General features: G+C 62.9%; 17 protein-coding genes and 1 tRNA gene. 10 read left to right on the forward strand and 8 right to left on the reverse strand.

Annotated elements, in window-relative coordinates:
* Positions 1-293 precede the first annotated feature (293 nt).
* The 3 genes from J2T07_RS13265 to J2T07_RS13275 all read left to right on the forward strand — a co-directional run bounded on the left by J2T07_RS13265 (position 294) and on the right by J2T07_RS13275 (position 4,405).
* Positions 294-2,276, forward strand: coding sequence for an RICIN domain-containing protein (locus J2T07_RS13265; protein WP_306850559.1), 1,983 nt, complete (start codon positions 294-296; stop codon positions 2,274-2,276).
* 159 nt (positions 2,277-2,435) lie between these two features.
* Complete coding sequence (locus tag J2T07_RS13270; RefSeq protein ID WP_306850560.1) at positions 2,436-3,269, forward strand: hypothetical protein; 834 nt, start codon at positions 2,436-2,438, stop codon at positions 3,267-3,269.
* Positions 3,266-4,405 carry a DNA adenine methylase gene (locus J2T07_RS13275; protein WP_306850561.1) on the forward strand — a complete coding sequence of 380 codons (1,140 nt, stop codon included), beginning with the start codon at positions 3,266-3,268 and terminating at the stop codon, positions 4,403-4,405. The genes J2T07_RS13270 and J2T07_RS13275 overlap by 4 nt, the downstream gene beginning before the upstream one ends.
* Positions 4,406-4,442: 37 nt before the next feature.
* Here the strand turns inward: J2T07_RS13275 and J2T07_RS13280 are convergent, their stop codons facing one another.
* Both J2T07_RS13280 and J2T07_RS13285 read right to left on the reverse strand, forming a co-directional pair.
* Positions 4,443-5,054, reverse strand: coding sequence for an HIT family protein (locus J2T07_RS13280; RefSeq protein ID WP_306850562.1), 612 nt, complete (start codon positions 5,052-5,054; stop codon positions 4,443-4,445).
* A 22-nt stretch (positions 5,055-5,076) separates the two neighbouring features.
* Positions 5,077-5,161 (reverse strand) — tRNA-Leu (locus J2T07_RS13285).
* A 123-nt stretch (positions 5,162-5,284) separates the two neighbouring features.
* Between J2T07_RS13285 and rnr the strand changes: the two genes are divergently transcribed.
* The 4 genes from rnr to sugE all read left to right on the forward strand — a co-directional run bounded on the left by rnr (position 5,285) and on the right by sugE (position 9,570).
* The gene (gene rnr, locus J2T07_RS13290; RefSeq protein ID WP_306850563.1) at positions 5,285-8,086 is read left to right on the forward strand and encodes a ribonuclease R; all 2,802 of its coding nucleotides are present in this window, start codon (positions 5,285-5,287) and stop codon (positions 8,084-8,086) included.
* Positions 8,083-8,829: a 23S rRNA (guanosine(2251)-2'-O)-methyltransferase RlmB gene (gene rlmB / locus J2T07_RS13295; protein ID WP_306850564.1), complete on the forward strand. Its 747-nt coding sequence runs from the start codon at positions 8,083-8,085 to the stop codon at positions 8,827-8,829. Before rnr ends, rlmB begins: the two co-directional genes overlap by 4 nt.
* Positions 8,826-9,098, forward strand: coding sequence for a CBU_0592 family membrane protein (locus J2T07_RS13300; protein WP_306850565.1), 273 nt, complete (start codon positions 8,826-8,828; stop codon positions 9,096-9,098). Before rlmB ends, J2T07_RS13300 begins: the two co-directional genes overlap by 4 nt.
* A gap of 151 nt (positions 9,099-9,249) precedes the next feature.
* The gene (sugE, locus tag J2T07_RS13305; RefSeq protein ID WP_306850566.1) at positions 9,250-9,570 is read left to right on the forward strand and encodes a quaternary ammonium compound efflux SMR transporter SugE; all 321 of its coding nucleotides are present in this window, start codon (positions 9,250-9,252) and stop codon (positions 9,568-9,570) included.
* A gap of 114 nt (positions 9,571-9,684) precedes the next feature.
* Here the strand turns inward: sugE and phoU are convergent, their stop codons facing one another.
* The 6 genes from phoU to rnt form a co-directional block, all read right to left on the reverse strand.
* Positions 9,685-10,401, reverse strand: coding sequence for a phosphate signaling complex protein PhoU (phoU, locus tag J2T07_RS13310; RefSeq protein WP_306850567.1), 717 nt, complete (start codon positions 10,399-10,401; stop codon positions 9,685-9,687).
* Positions 10,402-10,426: 25 nt separating this feature from the next.
* Positions 10,427-11,251 (reverse strand): phosphate ABC transporter ATP-binding protein PstB, encoded by an 825-nt coding sequence (pstB, locus tag J2T07_RS13315; protein WP_430539365.1) that lies wholly within the window; start codon positions 11,249-11,251, stop codon positions 10,427-10,429.
* A gap of 1 nt (position 11,252) precedes the next feature.
* The gene (pstA, locus tag J2T07_RS13320; RefSeq protein WP_306850568.1) at positions 11,253-12,122 is read right to left on the reverse strand and encodes a phosphate ABC transporter permease PstA; all 870 of its coding nucleotides are present in this window, start codon (positions 12,120-12,122) and stop codon (positions 11,253-11,255) included.
* Positions 12,122-13,153, reverse strand: a complete 1,032-nt coding sequence (gene pstC / locus J2T07_RS13325; RefSeq protein WP_306850569.1) for a phosphate ABC transporter permease subunit PstC — start codon at positions 13,151-13,153, stop codon at positions 12,122-12,124. The genes pstA and pstC overlap by 1 nt, the downstream gene beginning before the upstream one ends.
* A gap of 118 nt (positions 13,154-13,271) precedes the next feature.
* On the reverse strand, positions 13,272-14,288 hold the full coding sequence (pstS, locus tag J2T07_RS13330; protein ID WP_306850570.1) for a phosphate ABC transporter substrate-binding protein PstS: 1,017 nt from the start codon (positions 14,286-14,288) through the stop codon (positions 13,272-13,274).
* A 146-nt stretch (positions 14,289-14,434) separates the two neighbouring features.
* Positions 14,435-15,094, reverse strand: a complete 660-nt coding sequence (gene rnt, locus J2T07_RS13335; RefSeq protein WP_306850571.1) for a ribonuclease T — start codon at positions 15,092-15,094, stop codon at positions 14,435-14,437.
* A gap of 226 nt (positions 15,095-15,320) precedes the next feature.
* On the opposite strand from rnt, the gene J2T07_RS13340 reads away from it, so the two are divergent.
* From J2T07_RS13340 to J2T07_RS13350, 3 genes are all read left to right on the forward strand, one after another.
* Complete coding sequence (locus tag J2T07_RS13340; RefSeq protein ID WP_306850572.1) at positions 15,321-16,898, forward strand: hypothetical protein; 1,578 nt, start codon at positions 15,321-15,323, stop codon at positions 16,896-16,898.
* A gap of 221 nt (positions 16,899-17,119) precedes the next feature.
* A complete protein-coding gene (locus J2T07_RS13345; protein ID WP_306850573.1) occupies positions 17,120-17,785 on the forward strand; it encodes a response regulator in 666 nt (221 codons plus the stop codon).
* Positions 17,782-19,197 carry an ATP-binding protein gene (locus tag J2T07_RS13350; protein ID WP_306850574.1) on the forward strand — a complete coding sequence of 472 codons (1,416 nt, stop codon included), beginning with the start codon at positions 17,782-17,784 and terminating at the stop codon, positions 19,195-19,197. The genes J2T07_RS13345 and J2T07_RS13350 overlap by 4 nt, the downstream gene beginning before the upstream one ends.
* Positions 19,198-19,373: the final 176 nt, after the last annotated feature.

The raw sequence follows: 19,373 nt of genomic DNA on the forward strand, positions 1-19,373 counted from the left end.
GTGGAGGGCCGGGAAGAGGGGCTGTCGGTGGATGAGGCCGGGAGGAAACGGGCAGGCATCCCGGGCCCGCGTAAGCGGTGCCCGGCGTCCCTGTAGGTGCTGGCGGCGATTCGCACGGAAGTTCCTGCCGTCGTGGCGTGGTCGTGTTGGCATCTTCGCTCTTCGTGACGAGAAAAGTAGGTAAGTGTGCGTTTCTCTCCGTTGGGGAGGTGGCCTGGAGTGAGAATGCTCTCACTGGGTGGCCGCCGGACGGGACTAACGTCGAAACCGGACTACGCACAAGGAGGTCCCCCATGAGAATCCCCACTCTTGCTATCCGTTCCCTCACGCTGGCCGTCGGTTTCGGCCTGACCTTTCCCTCGGTCGCGTCCGACCTGGCGGCGGTCTCGAACCGGCTTGCCGCAGCCTCCACCAAGGGCACGGGCGGGAGTCCCGCCTTGCCGCCGTCGGCGACGCTGGTGGTTTTCGGCTCGCCAGCCGGTCCTTCGCGGCCGGACAACCGGGGCGCCGCGACCATGTCCGCCGCCGGCCTTCTATCGGACGATATCGACCGCTTGTCATCCCTGTCGCCCGGCGACGTCCTGGCCGTCCTGGGCACGGACGTTCTTCCACTCGCCGAGAACCAGGCCGCATCGCTGAAGCGACTGTTCAACGCTGGCGTCCCCGTCCTGTTGCAACGCGATGGGCCGGCGCCGGTCGCTCCTTCCCTGGTCACGCCACTGTTCGGCATCGCGCCGACGGCCGGCGACGCCCTCTTCCATCGAAACGCGGATGGGGGGGTGGAGGTATTCGCCGCACCGGAAGGGCAGGTGGCGGATGTGGCGGATCTTCTATCGGCCATGATGGCCAGTGTGAGGCAGCAGCCCGATCCGGCCGAGGGCGGACAGTATCGTCTGTCGGCAGCAGAAGCGGTCGAGGGTGCGGCGGTGCTGCCCGCCCGGCATTTCGATGTCAACTTCGTCGATCCCTCCGGTGAGATCTTGGGCGTTACCGGCATCGACGTCGTGCGTAGCCGTACACGCTCGACCGACCTGAAGCTCATCACCTTGACATCGAAGGTTTCGGTGAAGCCGAAACGCGCGGGCATCGTCGATGGCGACCGGGACAGGAAGAACCTGTGGGGTGCCTATCTGCCATTGAAATATCGCCTTCGGCACAGCCTGGCGATGGAGGGTGCCGCGCCGACTTACATGGACCACTTTCCTGTGACGGACGGCCGCACCGAATACACCCAGGTCGACACCGATAGTCGCGGGTTCACCGTCGGCGGTTCCACCGGGACGGAACTGAGTTCGACGGGCAAGCCCGACGATGTGCTCGCTTCGAAGGTCCCATTCAATCTTTCCTTCGGCTATGAGCACAAGTGGCAAACGAGCCTCAGCATGACGTTCAACGATTACTCGATGCTCGCCGCTCCCAGTGGACCCGGTTCGGTGTCATGGGAAGCCTTGATCGCTCCAAAGCTGGAGAATGTCCTCATCAAACGTTGGGGTGCCGACATGCCCCAGCTGACGGAGGAAAAGATGACGCCCATGATGCGTGCGGCGGCTTTCAACACGCTATCGGAATGGAAGCTCCCGGGTGACTACGAGGACATGGCCAAGGTAACCGTGTCCGGAGGTTACGACCTCGACCGTAAAGAGTGGTGGTGGCAGCGCGCCGATGTGCGCCACGACAAGGGAGTGGATACACGGTCGGTGCTTGCCGACTTCGTGCTGGACATGTCCGACCCGTACCTTTCCGCGGAGATCACGGTGCTGATCCGTAGTGCCACCGGTTCGGGCGCTTGCCTGCGCGACAACCAGGGTAACGTGGGCCTGGCTACCTGCAACGCGGCCGACCGGCGACAGATGTGGGGATTGGATGCGTCCAGCCGCTACGTCAATCGCGGCTCGCTCCGCTGCTTGTCCGTGCAGCCTTCCACCCGGAGCGTCATCACGGATACCTGTGAGAACATCACCTACGAGAAACAGTGGCAATGGCGGGCGGATCGCCTCCACTCGCTGGTGGACCACGGCAATTATCGGCTCTATGTCGAAGGAGGCGCGGTGCACTATCACGCACCGGCGGGACGCTTCCAGGATTATCCCGTGAATCCTTACGGCGCCCCGCTCGAGCCGTGGACGAACTATCCCAATTCACCTCGTCCCGGCATCGATGTCCAGCCCGCACCGCTTGGCAGTCGACCCTTGGAGATCGGGCCCGAATGGGCTTCGTTCCAACGGGTCGGTGACGACCAGCGCTGGCGCGTCGAGATTCTCCGGACGGGCTTGTAGCGACTTTCTGAGCCCGGAAATAGCGAAGCCCCGCACCCTCGAAGCCCCGCACCGCTGCGGGGCTTCGTCTATAATCGATGCTCAGAAGGGCTCGGTAGGCCGACAACGCTCCGATTCGGGTGAACTCCAGAGCGATCAGAAGGAATCGGTAGCAATCCAATGAGTCTCTATAAAGAATTTTCCGTACGCCTCAGGCTTCTTATCAAGAAGAATCCGGAGTTGATCACCACAACTCTCAGTAACATCTTCACGATGAGGCTCATTGGTAACAAAACGCATGGCGATCTCGCGGAGGTCGCCATTGCGGAGTTCATTAACCAATACATGTACGACTTCAGCTCGTTACACGTAGGGAAGGATCTTTATCGGGCAAAATCGAACGAAGAAGACGTAACGATTACGAACGACATTACGAACGAATCGTTTCCTCTGAGCCTCAAGGCATACGGAGACGGACCTCTTCAGTTGTCCACGGACAAGAATTTTCGAATGTTTCCCGCGCTCAAGGAGATCGGTCCGCTCATCCAGGGCGATGCCATCGATGCTCTTTGGAGGTCGGAAGTCTTTTCAGGGTTTGGCTCCTTGAACGTGCTTCCTCTTATCTATGACGAGAAGAAGAACCGCTGCAATATTCTCGTGTTCGATCACGAGAGGGCGCAGCAGAGCGTCTCTCGAATCGTTCTGGAGGACCAGGGTAAAGGACGCCTTCATCCGGTTTATCGGTTTTATGATTCCGGCGGTGGCTACATTTGCGAGGTTCGATACGGCGGGGCGACGGCGAACGCGCTTCAACGAGGCCTTTGGACGCACACCCGGAATGGCCTGAAGTACTTCGACAGCGTGACCGATGGCTGGATCGGCTATGCGCACAACACCGTTCTCGTAAAGCTCTTTTCTCATGCCTTGTTGGCGACAACGGCCGGTCACGAGAGGGCACTTGGTGAATTGCGTGCCGATATCGAAGCTCAGAAGATCGGAGGAAATCTTCGATGAGTGCAGCTGGCTTGCTTTCCGCTGTCCGTCTCGAAGAGGCTCCGCCGACGGAGGGCATCAAGTACGCTGGTTCGAAACTCAAGCTTCTTCCCCACATTCTCGAGATGGTGAAGAGAGTGTCTCCCACGACCGTACTTGACGGCTTTTCCGGCAGTACGCGCGTGTCCCAGGCGCTCGCTCGTTCAGGATATACCGTCCACTCCAACGATCGATCGGTATGGTCCGAGACACTCGCATCGGCGTACCTGAAGCATGATCGGCCCATGTCCTATTATCGGGAGCTGATCGCCCACTTGAATGGCCTTGCGCCTGTGGATGGTTGGTTCACCGAAAATTACGGCGGAAGCGTGAGCTCGGGCGGCTCCCTCGGGTTCGACGGGCTGAAGAAGCCCTGGCAGATTCATAACACTCGCAAGCTCGATGCCATCAGGGAAGAGATCGATCGCTTGTCGATCAGCGAGGTGGATCGCTGCGTGTTGTTATCCGCGCTGATGCTCGCTCTGGATGCGGTAGATAACACCCTCGGTCATCACGTGTCCTACCTGAATGATTGGTCCCCCCGGTCATACAAGGCGTTGGACCTGAAGTTGCCCCGGCTGATGCCTGTCGACGGCACGCACACGGTGACGCGCATGGATATCTTCGATCTCTTGCCCGATGTCGAGGTGGACGTCGCGTATCTCGATCCTCCATATGGATCGAATAACGAGAAGATGCCGCCATCGAGAGTGAGGTATTCCGCCTACTACCATCTTTGGACCACGGTGTGTCTCAATGACCGGCCGGAGACGTTCGGTAAGGCGAAGAGGCGGGTCGATTCCAGCGATATCGCAGGCTCCTCGGTGTTCGAGGATTTCCGCCGAGGCTCCTCCGGCAGATTCCTGGCCTTGGAGGCGATACATCGAACGCTCAAGGAGGTTCGGGCGAGGAACATCATCCTGTCGTACAGCTCGGGAGGAAGAGCAACCGCCCAGGAGCTGAGGGATGTCATCAACGACATTGGAGAACTTGTCGAGGTCGAGGAGATCGACTATCGAAGGAATGTCATGTCGACGATGCGGTGGACCAATGACTGGAGCAGGGCAGCCGAGACGCCCAACAAGGAGTTCCTGTTTCTCATCGAGAAGAAGGGTTGAGCGACGTACCCCGCTTTCAGTACAGGCAAAGTGCATGCTATCGCAAAGCAACCCGGAGACTGGCTGCCAACTCAATGCGTTCCTCGTTGGTATAGGGCACTTTCTGCCCCGCATGTAGTCCGTCGTTCGAGTAGCGAGGAAATACATGAAGATGAAAGTGCCACACATCTTGATCGCCGGCCGGCCCGTTGTGTTGGCGAGTGGAGATTCCTTCGCAGCGGAAGGCATTCCGCATAGCGTGCGCTAGGCGACGCGTGGCTCGAAAGAACTCGCTGCCAAGGTTGTCCGGGATGTCCAATACGTTCTCATAGTGGCCCCGAGGTAGCACCAGGCAGTTGCCTTTTATTCCAGCGTAGTGGTGAGTGGGAACCAAAGCGAATACGTCGGCATCCACCAAGACAACGGCTGCTTCTGGAGTAGGCGACGGAAGCGTCTCGGCAATACGGCAGAACGGACACTCGTAGCTGGGTGGGGCGTTCTTCATAAGGCTACCTACCAATAGATCCCATGGTGGGGCGTGTTCCTGCGGAGTGCCCCGGTTACCCGTCAATGAACTAAGGGTAAGAAGGTCTGGGGTGGGCCATGTGTACCAAACACCAGCGTGGACGAAGCGCAGCTTCCTGAATCCCAGATACGACAAAGCCCGCATCGCTGCGGGCTTCGTCTATAATTGGTGCCCAAGAGAGGACTCGAACCTCCACGGTTTTACCCGCTAGTACCTGAAACTAGTGCGTCTACCAATTCCGCCACCTGGGCAGGTGTCTCGAAACAGCTTCGCTGTCCCGTGAGCCGCGTAGATTAGGTAGGTCGAGGAAACTTGTCAACGATTTTGCCCCCCGGATGTGAAACTATTTCACTTCCCCCTTCAAAGGTCCTTACGTGACGAAGAAACAGAAAGGTTCGGGAGCCGACCGCGGCCCTCGTAAACCCAAGGCCAGCCGCCCCGGCAAGGCGCTGGCCAAGTTCGGCGGCAAGGTGCCGCCGGCCGTGGTCGATCCCCATGCCGATCGCGAGGCCCAGCGCTACGACCAGCCGATCCCCAGCCGTGAGGCCATCCTGGCCCTGCTGGAGGAGCGCGGCGAACTGCTGATGGCCGAAGATATCGCCCGCTCCCTCCGCCTGTTCACCGACTACGAGATCAACGCGCTGGACCGCCGTCTGGGCGCCATGGTCCGTGACGGCCAGCTCCTGCGGAACCGCCGTGGAAGCTATGCCCCAGCGGAGAAGCTCAGCCTGATTCCCGGCCGGGTCATCGCCAATGCCGAGGGTTACGGATTCCTGCGTCCGGACGAGGGTGGGGAAGACCTCTATCTCTCGCCATCGCAGATGCGCAGCGTGCTGCACGGCGACCGCGTGCTCGCCAGCGTGGTCGGCATCGACCGCCGTGGACGCCGCCAGGGCGCCATCGTGGAAGTGCTGGAACGGCGTTCACCGCGCCTCGTCGGCCGCGTGGTCGTCGAGAACGGCGTGACCCTGGTGGAGCCGGATGACCGCCGCCTGCACCAGAACATCATGATCCCCGCCGGCCGCGACGCCGGTGCCCGCTCCGGCGAGATCGTGGTCGCCGAGATCACCGATCCGCCGACACCGCACCGCGGTCCCATGGGCACGATCCGTGCGGTGCTGGGCGAGCGTCTGGAGCCGTCACTGGTGGTGGAGATGGCGATCGCCAGCTATGACCTGCCCCACGAATGGCCCGCCCAGGTCGTCCGGCAGGCCGAGGAAGTGGAGCCCAAGGTCACCGCCGAGGAGCGTAAGGGCCGCACCGACATCCGCAAGTTGCCGCTGGTCACGATCGACGGCGAGGACGCCCGCGACTTCGACGACGCCGTCTATGCCGAAGCGCTGAAGGGTGGCGGTTTCCGCCTGATCGTCGCCATCGCCGACGTGTCCCACTACGTACCCGTGGGCACGCCGCTCGACGTCGAGGCGTACGACCGCAGCACCTCCACCTATTTCCCCGGATTCGTCGTGCCGATGTTGCCGGAGACGTTGTCCAACGGCATCTGCTCCCTCAATCCGAAGGTCGACCGCCTGTGCATGGTCTGCGACATGGAGATCGACGAGGAAGGCGAGGTCGTGCGGTCGAAGTTCTACGACGCGGTGATGTATTCGCACGCGCGGCTCACCTATAACAAGGTGTGGCAGGCCGTGGGCGAGCGCAACGCCGATGTGCGCGACGAAATCGCGGACGTGCTTCCGCAGGTAGAGACCCTGCACCGTCTCTACAAGGTGATGGCGAAGGCGCGCAAGCGTCGCGGCGCCATCGACTTCGAGACGCCCGAAGTGAAGTTCCGCCTGGCTCCGTCGGGTGACGTCGTCTCCATGGGCGCCAGCGACCGCAATGACGCGCACAAGCTGATCGAGGAATGCATGATCGCCGCGAACGTGCAGGCGGCACGGTATCTGTCGAAGCGGAAGATCCCGGCGCTCTATCGCGTGCACGCTTCGCCACCGGCGGAAAAATACGACGACCTCCTGCAGTTCCTGCGCGAGTTCAAGCTGAAGATGCCACCGGCCGACGAGGTCACCCCCGCCGACTTCTCCGCCTTGCTCAAGAAGGTGCACGATCGTCCCGAAGCGGAACTGATCCAGTCGGTCCTCCTGCGCGCGCAGAGCATGGCCGTGTACCACCCGGAGAACCAGGGCCACTTCGGCCTGGCGCTGGATGCGTACGCGCACTTCACCTCGCCGATCCGTCGTTATCCCGACCTGCTCGTGCATCGCGCCATCCGTTACGCGCTGACCAAGGGCAAGCCGGCCGACTACACATACAGCGAGGGCCAGATGGCCTCGATGGCCGTGCATTGCTCGCAGCGCGAGCGCCGTGCGGAAGAAGCCGAGCGTGATGTCGACGAGCGCTTCAAGTGCGCCTGGATGGAGAAGCATGTCGGTGAGGAGTTCGCCGGCACGATCACGGGAGTCACGTCGTTCGGCTTGTTCGTCGAACTGGCGGCATCGCGCGTATCCGGTCTCGTCCATGTCTCGCAGTTGCCGAACGACTACTACAAGTTCGACCCGGTTCGTCACCTGTTGTCCGGCGATCGCACGGGCGCCAGCTATCGCCTCGGTGATTACGTGAGCGTGCAGGTGCTGCGCGCGAGCCTGGAAGATCGCAAGATCGATTTCCGCCTCGTGGCCCGTCTGGCCGCATTGCCGAAGCCGCCTCCGCCGGTCGTTGCCGCACCCGCGCCGGTGCCGCGCTCGGGCATGGCGGAAGCCGGAAAGGCGTTCGGCCGTGCCGCGAAGAAAGCGGTGGGCCGGATCTTCGGCAAGAAGACGAAGGCCCCGGTTGCCGCCGAGCCGGTGGCGGAGCATCATGCGCGGCCTGCTCGTCAGGCGGTTGTCGAGACCGAGGCTGGCGGTGTCGCGCGCAAGCGCGCTTCCCACTCCAGGGATGCTTCCCACTCGAAGGACGTTGCGCCGTCGAAGGACGGGGCTCGTTCCACGGGCGGAAATCGTTCGAGAGGGAGGCAGGCCGCGGGGAGCGAGAGGCCAGCGCCCAGGAAGGGCGATGCGCCGCGCAACGACGTGGTGAAGGGGCGCGGAGCGAAGGACGCCCAGCCCGCGAAACAAGCCGGAACCAAGACGGCGGCCAAGCCGGCGCCGGTGAAGAGCGCACCCGCGAAATCCGCGGCCAAGAGCGCACGACGTAGACCCAGGAGCAAGCCGCAAGCATGAGCGAGTCGTGGATCGTTGGCATCAATCCGGTCGAAGGCGCGCTAGCCAACGATCCGGATCGTGTCCGTGAAGTATTGATCGAGCAGAATTCGAAGAACGCGCGCGTGAACGAGATTGCCGCGCAAGCGCGCAAGCTCGGCTTGCCGGTCAAACCGGTGGGCAAGGAGCAGCTCGAGAAGCTCGGTGGCGAAGCGCGTCACCAGGGTGTGATCGCCCGTTACGAGACGCCGCCGCTGCGTGGGGAGAACGATCTTCCCGCGTTGCTCGACGCGGCAGGGTCCGATGCCTTGGTGCTGGTGCTCGATGGGGTCACCGATCCGCATAACCTCGGTGCTTGCCTGCGCAGCGCCGCGGCCGCGAACGTGACCGCCGTGGTCGTGCCGAAGGACCGCGCCGTCGGCATCACGCCGACGGTTCGTCGTGCGTCGGCGGGCGGTGCCGACCTCGTACCGGTGGTCGCCGCGACCAACCTTGCCCGTGCCATGCGTCTGCTCAAGGACGCAGGGGTATGGATCACGGGGCTGGACGGCGACACCGACCAATCCATCTACGACATCGATCTCAAGGGCCCGGTGGCGTTGGTGATGGGTAGCGAGGGCGACGGCATGCGCCGTCTTACCCGTGACACCTGTGACTTCGTGGCGAAGATCCCGATGCCTGGCGGCATGGAAAGCCTCAATGTCTCGGTGGCCACGGGTATCGTCTTGTTCGAAGCGTTGCGTCAGCGAGGAGGCAAGCGATGAATCTGTTCTGGCACGACTGGGCCGGCCTGATCGGTGTCACCCTGGTGTTGGTGGCGTTCTTCCTGCTCCAGGCACACAAGCTGTCGGGACAGGGCTATCCGTACCAGGTGATGAACCTGGTCGGCGCCTTCGGCATTCTTCTTTCGCTGATCTTCGGTACGTTCAACCTCTCCGCATTCCTGCAGGAGATGGCATGGTTCCTGATCAGCGTGTACGGCATCGTGCGCGGGGTGAAGGCGAAGAAGGCGGCCGCGGCGCCCCTGCTGTAGCGATCTTGGTGGTCGCTCGGGGTCAGCGGGGGGTTACACGGGGTGTGTAGAATGTCTGGCGGATCGGCGCAATGCCGGTCCGCATGCGGGGACGACCTCGCGATGCGCATCATCTCCGCGGGGACGGCCCCGCCTATGCGGAGCCGCTTCCATGTACTGGATCATCCTTGTTCTCGCCGGTCTCTTCGAGATCGCCTGGGCCGTCGGCCTGAAATACACCGAGGGTTTCTCCCGTCCCGTGCCCAGTCTGCTGACCGGTACGGCGATGGTGATAAGCATCGTGTTGCTTGCCATCGCCACCAAGAAATTGCCGCTGGGTACCGCATACGCAGTGTGGACCGGCATCGGCGCGGTAGGCGCGGTCACGATGGGCATCGTGTTGTTCGGCGAGTCGGCACAGCCGTTGCGGCTGCTCTGCGTGGGGTTGATCGTGATGGGGATTCTGGGGCTCAAGCTGACGTCGGCGGGTTGAATCGCTGGATCGCTGGAGGGAGAGGGCTATCCTGTCGCCGCTGAAGCGGCTCCCACACGGGCCAGACAGGCCACAGGCCGTCTTTGTGTGGGAGCCGCTTCAGCGGCGATGCCCTCAAGGCTTGTCGAAATCCGGGCTAGCCGTCGTGTCGCGCTTCGTGCGCGGGGCCACCAGCGGTTCGCCGTGGACCACGAACCAGACATTCTCGGCGATGTTCGTCGCATGGTCGCCGATGCGCTCGATGTTCTTGGCCATGAACAACAGATGCGTGCATGGCGTGATGTTGCGCGGGTCTTCCATCATGTAGGTGAGGAGGGCGCGGAACACCACCGTGTAGGCCTCGTCGAGGTCCGCATCCGACTTCCATACCTCATAGGCCGCCTCGGCATCCTGCTCGTCGTAGGCCTTGAGCACATTGCGCAGCTGGTCGGCGGCGAGTTCGGCGAGGTTGGCCAGGCCGCCCGCTGCCGTGATCGGGGCCACGCGGCTGAGTGGAATGGAGCGCTTGGCCACGTTGGCGGCATAGTCGCCGATGCGCTCGATGTCCGCGGCGATGCGCAGCGCCGCGAAGACGTTGCGCAGATCGCCGGCGATCGGCGCGCGCAGGGCGAGCAGGCGGACCACGTCCTGGCTCACTTCCTGCTCGAGCGCGTCCAGCGCGTCGTCATTGTCGACCACGCGCTGGGCGGCGCGCTCGTCGCGGCGCTCGACCACGTCGATGGCCGCTTCGAGTTGCGCAAGCGCCAGTTCGCCCATCCTGACGATCTCGCCGGTGAGACGCTTCAGTTCGCTGTCGTAGCTCTTGATGATGTGTTCGTGCGGATTGTTCATCGCGGGGCCTCGGAGTAGGGGGCGCTCAGCCGAAACGGCCGGTGATGTAGTCTTCGGTCTGCTTCTTGTCCGGCTTGGTGAAGATCTTCTCGGTCCGGTCGAATTCGATCAGCTCGCCCATGTACATGAAGGCGGTCATGTCCGAGCAGCGTGCCGCCTGCTGCATGTTGTGCGTCACGATGACGATCGTGAAATCCTTCTTGAGCTCTTCCACCAGCTGCTCGATGCGGCTGGTGGCGATCGGGTCCAGCGCGGAGGTCGGCTCGTCGAGCAGCAGCACTTCGGGCTTCAGCGCGATGCCGCGGGCGATGCACAGGCGCTGTTGCTGGCCACCGGAAAGACCGAGCGCGCTCTGCTTGAGCTTGTCCTTCACCTCGTCCCACAGCGCCGCGCCACGCAAGGCCTGCTCCACGCGGCTTTCCATCTCCGAACGCGAGAGCTTTTCATGGTGACGGATGCCATAGGCGACGTTCTCGAAGATGGTCATCGGGAACGGCACCGGCTTCTGGAACACCATGCCCACCTTGCTTCGCAGGCGGTTCAGCGAATACTTCGGATCGAGGATGTTCTCGCCATCAAGGATGATCTCGCCGCTGGCACGCAGGTTCGGGTAGATCGCATAGATGCGGTTGAAGATGCGCAGCAGGGTGGACTTGCCGCAACCGGACGGCCCGATGATCGCGGTGACCTTCTTCTCCGGCACGTCCATGGCGATGTTCTTGATCGCGTGGAAGTCGCCATAGTGGAAGTTCACGTCGCGCACGGTCATCTTCGCCGGCACCTGGCCAAGGTCGACGCCCGAGGCGTGCGGCGACGTGCCGAAGCCCGGCTGGGAGGCGACTTCGTTCATGTTAGTCATGGGACACCTTGGAGCGCGAGAAGACGAAACGGGCGATCAGGCTGAGCGCCAGCACGAACATGGTCAGCACGAAGGCACCGGCCCAGGCCAGGGTATTGATATCGGGGCTGGGATCCTTGGTGTACTCGTAGATGACCTGGGGCAGGCTCGGCATCTTGTCGATCGGGTTGAAGGTCATGAAATTGTTGCCGAAGGCCGTGAACAGCAGCGGCGCGGTCTCGCCGCTGATACGGGCCAACGCGAGCAGCACGCCGGTGACGATGCCCGAGCGCGCGGCGCGGATCAGGATCTGCATCGTCAGCTTCCACTGCGGTACGCCGAGTGAGAGCGCGGCTTCGCGCAGCGTGCCGGGCACCAGGCGCAGCATCTCGTCGGTGGTACGTACGATGACGGGCAGCGCGATCAGCGCCAGGGCGATACCGCCCGCGATACCCGAGAAGGTCACGTCACCGTTCGTCAGCCACTTCGACGGCAGCACGATCACGGTATAGACGAAGAGGCCCAACACGATCGACGGCGCGGAAAGCAGGATGTCGTTGAGGAAGCGGATGGTCGGGCCGAGCCGGGAGCGCAGCGAGTATTCCGCCAGCCAGGTGCCGGCGGCAACGCCGATGGGCGTGGCGATCAGGATGCCGAGCACGTTGAGGATCAGGCTGCCGACCATGGCGTTGGCCAGGCCGCCTTCTTCGCGGTAGGCCGTGATCTTCGTGAAGAGCTGCGGCTTGAGGCCGGCGATGCCCTGGCTCAGGGTTTCCCAGAGGATCCAGGCGAGGAATAGCAGGCCCACGGCGGTGGCCAGGATGCTGAAAGCCATCGCCACGATGTTCTTGATGCGGCGCGTCGTATAGAGCGAGGCGGACATTACCTGCCCTCCTTCGTGGCGAGCCGGCGGAGCATGAGGCGGGCGATGAGCAGCACGATGAAGGTCACCACGAAGAGCAGGAAGGCCAGCGCCATCAGGGCCGACTTCTGCAGGCCCTCGGCCTCGCCGAACTGGTTGGCGATGGTCGAGGCGATGGAACTGCCGGTCTCGAGGATCGACGGGGTGAACTTGAACGTATTGCCGAGCACGAAGGCCACGGCCATGGTCTCGCCCAGGGCGCGACCCAGGCCGAGGAAGATGCCGCCGATCACTGCGGTACGGGTGTAGGGCACCACGATGTCCCAGACCACTTCCCACGTGCTCGATCCCAGCGCATAGGCGGACTCTTTCAGGCGCGTCGGCACCGTCTGGAACACCTCGCGCATCACGGAGGAGATGAAGGGGATGATCATCACCGCCAGGACCAGCCCCGCGGTGAGCACGCCCGCACCGAAGAACGGGTATTCGCTGGAGAAGAACTTCGCGATCCATGGCACGTGCTGAACCAGCCACGAGACCTGACCATCCGGCGGGTCGGCGCTGAAGTTGTTCATCAGCCAGGGCTTGATGTGCTCGGCGACGAAGGGAGCGAAGATGAAGAGGCCCCACATGCCGTAGATGATCGAAGGAATGCCGGCCAGCAGTTCGATGGCCGAACTGACCGGACCGCGCAACCAGTCGGGCGCGATCTCGGTGAGGAAGAGGGCGATGCCGAAACTCACCGGCACGGCGAACACCAGGGCGATGACGGCGGTGGTGATGGTGCCCATCACCGGCACCAGGGCGCCGAACTGGTTGTTGCCCGGATCCCAGGCGTCGCTGGTGAGGAAACCCCAACCGAAGGTGGCGAAGGCGTCGCGGCCGAGCCAGAGGGTGGACAGCGCGGCGCCGATCAGGGTGACCAGGACGAGCAGTGCACAGGCCTTGAGCACCCAGCCGAAAAGCCGGTCGTTGCGTGCATCGGTTGCGTTTCGGCCCGCCTCGATCGCGCGGTCTGTTTTCGGGACGGCGTTGCTGGCGGTGGCATGCATGATGGGTTCGGGTTCCCGGGCCTATGCAGACGTGTGGGTCGCCGTCCCTGGCGGGACGGCGACCCCCTTGAACGATACTCTGGGCCCGCTATGTGTCAGCCGGACTGTCGAGATCGGGTCAGTTCTTGAACTCCGAAGCCCAGTAGGCTTCGATCTGCTGCACCAGCGGCGCCGGAAGGGCGACGTAGTCGAGCGAGGCGGCCTGTGCCTGGCCCTTTTCCAGCGACCACTTGAAGAAGTCGAAGGCGACCTTGGAGTGCGAGGCGTTCTTGGCTTGCTTGTACATGATCACCCAGGTCGTCGCCGTGATCGGCCACGCCTGCGCACCCGGGGCGTTGGTCATGATCAGGTTGAAGTCCTTGGCGCTCTTCCAGTCGGCCGTGGCGGCCGCGGCGGCGAAGCTGTCGGCGTTCGGCTGTATCCACTGGCCGGCGGCGTTCTGCATCTGCGCGTAGGAAAGCTTGTTCTTGGTAGCGTAGGCGTATTCCACATAGCCGATCGAGCCCGGGATCTGGCGCACATACTGCGCGACGCCTTCGTTACCCTTGCCGCCCACGCCCGCCGGCCATTCGACGGCCGTGCCGAACTTCACCTTCGACGCCCATTCCGGGCTGACCTTGGACAGGTAGTTGGTGAAGTTGAACGAGGTGCCCGAGCCGTCCGAGCGATGCACCACGGTGATCTTGACGTCGGGAATCTTCATGCCGGGGTTCAGCGCGGCGACGGCCGGATCGTTCCAGCGGGCGACCTTGCCCAGGTAGATGTCGGCGAGCAGCTTGCCGTCGATCTTGATCTGGCCCGGGGCGACGCCCTGCAGGTTGACGATGGGAACGATACCGCCGACGACGACGGGGAACTGGCCGAGGCCGAACTTGGCCAGGTCTTCCGCGCTCATCGGGGCATCGGAGGCGCCGAAATCGATCGTGCCTTCCTTGATCTGGGCGATGCCCGCACCCGAGCCGACCGACTGGTAGTTCAGCTTGTTGCCGGTGTTCTCAGCGTACGTCGCCGACCACTTCGACAGGACCGGATAGACGAAGCTCGAGCCAGCGCCCGTGATGTCGGTAGCCTGGGCGGACATGCCGAAAAGGGACGCGGCGACGAGCGCTGCAATGCGGAGTTTGTGTGTGAACACGGAGCTTTCCTCGGGTGAATGAGTGTCGGGCGAGGCCCGCCCGGGGCTGTATTCCAGCCTTGCCGTGTTGCAATGAGACGTACTGAATGTTGCAGCGATATGACACCCGCCTTTTTGGTGTCATATTCAGGGGCTTACGAAATATCTTAGACGGTGAGCGGAGCCGCCATTTCGCGCTCCGCCAGTTCCAGGCGACGCCAGCGGTTGACGATTTCGCAAAAAAGTTCGGCCGTTCGCTCGGCATCGTAGATGGCCGAATGCGCCTCCCGCGTGTCGAAGGATATACCTGCCGCCAGGACCGCCTTGCTCAGCACCGTCTGGCCGTAGGCGAGACCGCCCAGGGTGGCGGTGTCGAAGCAGCTAAAAGGGTGGAATGGGTTGCGTTTATGGCCCGTGCGGCGCACCGCGGCGTTGAGGAAGGCGAGGTCGAAGGCCGCGTTGTGGCCCACCAGGACCGCTCGCTGGCACTCGGCCGCCTTCACGGCATCGCGTATCGCATTGAACACGTGATCGAGCGCCTGGCGCTCGGGCAGGGCGCCGCGAAACGGGTGGTCCGGATCGATGCCGGTAATTTCCAGCGATCGAGGGTCGATGTTGGCGCCCGGGAAGGGTTCGACATTCGCCGAGACCGCCGCCTGCGGCACCAGGAAGCCCGAGGCCTCCATGGCGATGGGCACCACGGCTATCTCCAGCAAGGCGTCGCGTTCGGCATCGAAGCCGCCGGTCTCGACATCGACGATGACCGGCAGGAATCCCCTGAACCGCCCGGCCATGCTCGAAGCGGTGCTGTTACTCGTCGTATCCATCCTCAAAGGATATCAGCCCGGGACCCGCACCGGCACGGGCCCCGGCCGTTCCCGGACGTTAAGGGAATGTGCGTGTGTCTCCGATCTGTAATAAAAAAGGCATGGAACGGTAAAGGCGACGGCTCATCCTTCGCGCCGTTGGGCCCTTTTGAGGTTTTTCGGACAGAAAAGTCTCAGGAGGGGTCAGGGGTTCCACACACAATCCATCCTTAAGCGGAGAAATCCCATGCGTTCCAAGTTGCTCACGGTGGCCATCGCTGCCGGTCTGGGCGTGACCAGCTTCTCGGCCCTCGCCGCGACGCCCAAGTCGCAGCAGCCGGCCCGGGTCACGGTCGACGCCGCCACCCTTCAGCAGCTGCAGGCGCAGCTCGCCGCGCTCCAGGCCAAGGTCTCCGAGCTGGAGAGCAAGCAGGAAGCCCAGGCTGACGCTCAGGTAGAAACCGCCAAGGCGGTCAACGACGTCCAGGTGCAGGCGTCCGACGCGGTCGCCGCGACCAAGAAGTCGAGCGACAAACTCTCCTACAAGGGCGTCAATCTCACGCTTGGTGGCTTCCTCGCCGCTGAAACGATCTATCGCACGCATCAGGAAGGTGCGGACATCGCTTCGAACTACAACGCGATCCCGTACAAGAATTCGTCCGTCGGCCGTATGTCGGAAGGACGCTTCAGCGCGCGCCAGAGCCGCGTGTCCTTGTTGGCGCAGGGCGATATCAGCCCGGATACGCATGTGGCCGGCTACATCGAGGCCGACTTCCTCGGCGGTGCGCAGACCGCGAACCAGAACGAGTCCAATTCGTTCAACCCGCGCGAGCGAAACGTCTACATGACCGTCGATTGGGACAAGCCGGGCCTGCACCTGCTGGCCGGTCAGAACTGGTCGCTGCTCACGTTGAACAGCAAGGGCATCATCCCGCGTAACGAAGCGGCACCGCCGCAGATCGATGCCCAGTACCTTCCGGGCTTCAGCTGGGCCCGTCAGACCCAGATCCGTCTCGTGAAGGATTTCGGCAAGGAATACTGGCTGGGTGTCTCGCTGGAAAATCCGCAGACGACGTTCTACGTGAGCCCGAACCAGTCCAAGGCGCCGGTCACCTCGATTTACAATACGGCTGCCGGCTCGGGCTACGATTCGGCGAATACCCTGTCGCTGAACCACATTCCCGATGTGATCGTGAAGTTCGCCGCCGACCCCGGCTTCGGTCATTACGAAATCTTCGGTCTGGGCCGTGCGTTCTACAACCGCTACAACTCGGGCAGCGGCAACAGCAACCACAACGTCTACGGCGGTGGTTTCGGCGTGGGCATGCTCCTGCCGCTGGTCGACAAGGTGCTGGACTTCCAGTTCTCCGGCATGCAGGGGCGCGGTATCGGCCGCTATGGCTCGGCCCAGCTGCCGGACGTGACCTTCAAGCCCAACGGCGCCATCTCTCCGATCAAGGAGAACATGCTCCTTGCCGGCCTGACGCTGCACGCATCCCACGACTTCGACATCTACGGTTTCGCAGGCCGCGAGCGCGAGCAGAAGCAGGATTACACCTACAACGGCGTGGCCTTGGGCTATGGCAACAAGGCCTACAACAACGCGGGCTGCGATATCGAAGGTGGCACCTGCGTAGGCAACACCAAGCAGATCTGGCAGGGCACGCTGGGCTTCTGGTGGAAGTTCTACCAGGGCAAGTTCGGCAAGGCGCAGTTCGGTGCCCAGTACTCGCACACCGTGCGTGAGGCATTCGAGGGCGTGGGTGGTTCGCCCAAGGCCAAGGAAGACATGTTCTTCACCAGCTTCCGTTACTACCCGTTCTGATATCCCCATCGGGAGAAACCCGATGCGATGGGTTGGAAAAGCGGCGGGCTTGCCCGCCGCTTTTTTTGTGGCCGGAACCTTTCCCGGACCTTTCCCGGGACTTTTCCAAGGCCCACCCCTGGCGGGAGGCGGGATAAACTGGAGCGGCATCGATGACAAAAGCTTGGGAAAAGACTGCCCGGCGATGATTGTCGTTCGCCGCCCACCGAGCCCCGCACCCCATGCATATCCTCCTACTGGAAGACGACACCGAGTTGGGCGAAGCGATCAAGCATGCGCTCGAACATCAGTCTTATGCGGTGACATGGCTGACCGATGGCCGCCAAGGCGCCGCCGCGCTAGGCGATGCCTCGATCGACCTGGTGTTGCTCGATCTTGGCTTGCCCGGCAAGGATGGCCTGGAGGTCCTGCTGGAGGGTCGTCGCGCCGGGGTCAAGACGCCCATCCTGGTGATGACCGCCCGCGACGCGCCGGAAGCCCGGATCAAGGGGCTCGACCTCGGGGCCGACGACTACCTGGTCAAGCCCTTCCACCTGGGCGAGTTGGCGGCGCGTATCCGGTCGTTGACCCGCAGGGCGCAGGGGCTCGTCGAGAATCGCGTGGAGGTTGGGGGGCTGATGCTCGATTTGGCCACGAAGGACGTTACCTTCCGGGGCGAGCGCATCACCCTTACCCGTCGCGAATTCGCCGTACTGCGCATCCTGATGGAGCGGGCAGGCCGAATCGTCCGGCGTGACACCCTGGAGGGGTCGGTTTACGGTTTCGATACGGTCGTCGACCGCAACGCCATCGAGGTGCACGTGCACTGGCTGCGCCGCAAGCTGAGCGCGGAAGTGATCCACACCGTGCGCGGCATCGGCTACATGATGCCCCGGGAGCCCCGGTGAACTTCAACAGCCTGCGCTCGCGCCTCACCTGGCTGATCATCCTCGTCCAGGTGGCGATCCTTATCCCACTGGCCATCATCAGCTACCAGCGCGAGCTTCATGAGATGAACAAGCTGCTCGATGGGCGGCTTGCCCAGGCGGGTCGCACACTGGGGACCTTGATCGCCTATGGTCAGGGTGGCTACGCGGCGCACGATCCGGATCGTGCCCTGGAGCTCGCCACCGAGGCTCAACGAGGTACCGTCGTCATCTCGGTCCATGCCAGGAACTATGAGCCGGAGGTCGGTTTCCAGGCCTACGATCCCAAGGGGAAGTTGCTCGCGGCCACCGCCAATCTCGCTGATCTCCCCCCGCCGACATCCGCGGAGCGCGGTTTCAGCGATATCGAGCGCAGTGGCATGCGCTGGCGGCTGTTTACCTTGACCAACCGTTTCAATCTCACCATTCGCATCGGTGAGCGGGCGGAGAATCGTTACGACATCACGCGGGGCCTCGTCCTCGAGCATGGCTTGCCGTTGGTCATCGGGCTGCCACTTCTCGCATTGCTGGCGGGACTCGCGGTCAAGCAGGGACTCAAGCCCCTGGCTCTCCTGACGCGCATCCTTTCCCAGCGTGAGCCCGGCAGCCGGAAGCTTATTTCGATCGACCGTTCGCCCGACGAAATCAAGCCGCTGATCGTCACCCTCAATCAACAACTGGAGCGGCTCGAGGACGCGCTCGACCGCGAACATCGGTTCGCTGGCGACGTGGCACATGAACTGCGCACGCCGCTGGCTGCCACCATGATCCACATGGAAAGTGCCCTCATCGCCGACGACCCCGCCGAGATCCAATACACCCTGCGAAATGCCCGGCGCAGCCTGGGCCGGCTGGGGCGCCGTATCGAGCAGATCCTCGCGATAGCCCGGCTCGAGGCGGGAGCGGCTTCCCAGCATCGTATTCCGCTCGACCTGGTGACGATCGCCACCGAGGTGGTCGAGGAACTGGCCCTGGTCATCGCGGAAAAGGACATTTCGCTCAGCCTGAATCACGATGAGCAGGAGCTGCTTGTCTCTGGACACGAGGTGGCCCTCACCGCCATGTTCCGCAACCTGGTCGAGAATGCCCTCCGATACACGCCCGAGCGTGGCCATGTCGACATCGCGATCCGCCGCATCGGCGAAAAGGTTTCGATTGCCGTCGCCGACGATGGGCCCGGCATCCCCGAAGAGCGCCGCCAAGCGGCATTCCAGCGCTTCCACCGGGTGGGCGAGACGTCGGAGGCCGGATACGGGCTGGGGTTGAGTATCGTGCAGCGCGCGGTCGAACTGCATGGTGGTGCCATCGAATTGCTTGAGGCCCCTTACGGGCAGGGCCTTCTCGTGCACATCGTTCTCGACGCCTTGCGCCCTGGCGAGGTGACAGCGGTCTAGGATCGGCGTTTCGCCAGGCACAAAAGATTTCCACAAGAATCGGTCCGGATAATGACCCAGGGCACTACTGCCCGGTCTGAATCCAAGCGACACCGCCGATGAAACCTACCGCGCAAACGCGACATGCGAAACGAAACGCGTACGTCTTGATGCTGTCACATCAGGTCGCGCCAGGG

Source organism: Luteibacter jiangsuensis (genome assembly GCF_030812295.1).
Taxonomy (GTDB): domain Bacteria; phylum Pseudomonadota; class Gammaproteobacteria; order Xanthomonadales; family Rhodanobacteraceae; genus Luteibacter; species Luteibacter jiangsuensis_A.

What these genes read in the sequence shown, in the direction of transcription:
- sugE (WP_306850566.1), top strand. Translation starts at nt 9,250, where the DNA reads ATGTACTGGATCATCCTTGTTCTCGCCGGTCTCTTCGAGATCGCCTGG.
- rnt (WP_306850571.1), bottom strand. Translation starts at nt 15,094, where the DNA reads ATGGATACGACGAGTAACAGCACCGCTTCGAGCATGGCCGGGCGGTTC.
- J2T07_RS13345 (WP_306850573.1), top strand. Translation starts at nt 17,120, where the DNA reads ATGCATATCCTCCTACTGGAAGACGACACCGAGTTGGGCGAAGCGATC.
- pstB (WP_430539365.1), bottom strand. Translation starts at nt 11,251, where the DNA reads ATGAACGAAGTCGCCTCCCAGCCGGGCTTCGGCACGTCGCCGCACGCC.
- J2T07_RS13265 (WP_306850559.1), top strand. Translation starts at nt 294, where the DNA reads ATGAGAATCCCCACTCTTGCTATCCGTTCCCTCACGCTGGCCGTCGGT.
- J2T07_RS13300 (WP_306850565.1), top strand. Translation starts at nt 8,826, where the DNA reads ATGAATCTGTTCTGGCACGACTGGGCCGGCCTGATCGGTGTCACCCTG.
- J2T07_RS13270 (WP_306850560.1), top strand. Translation starts at nt 2,436, where the DNA reads ATGAGTCTCTATAAAGAATTTTCCGTACGCCTCAGGCTTCTTATCAAG.
- pstC (WP_306850569.1), bottom strand. Translation starts at nt 13,153, where the DNA reads ATGCATGCCACCGCCAGCAACGCCGTCCCGAAAACAGACCGCGCGATC.
- J2T07_RS13340 (WP_306850572.1), top strand. Translation starts at nt 15,321, where the DNA reads ATGCGTTCCAAGTTGCTCACGGTGGCCATCGCTGCCGGTCTGGGCGTG.
- pstA (WP_306850568.1), bottom strand. Translation starts at nt 12,122, where the DNA reads ATGTCCGCCTCGCTCTATACGACGCGCCGCATCAAGAACATCGTGGCG.
- J2T07_RS13280 (WP_306850562.1), bottom strand. Translation starts at nt 5,054, where the DNA reads ATGCGGGCTTTGTCGTATCTGGGATTCAGGAAGCTGCGCTTCGTCCAC.
- phoU (WP_306850567.1), bottom strand. Translation starts at nt 10,401, where the DNA reads ATGAACAATCCGCACGAACACATCATCAAGAGCTACGACAGCGAACTG.
- rlmB (WP_306850564.1), top strand. Translation starts at nt 8,083, where the DNA reads ATGAGCGAGTCGTGGATCGTTGGCATCAATCCGGTCGAAGGCGCGCTA.
- J2T07_RS13275 (WP_306850561.1), top strand. Translation starts at nt 3,266, where the DNA reads ATGAGTGCAGCTGGCTTGCTTTCCGCTGTCCGTCTCGAAGAGGCTCCG.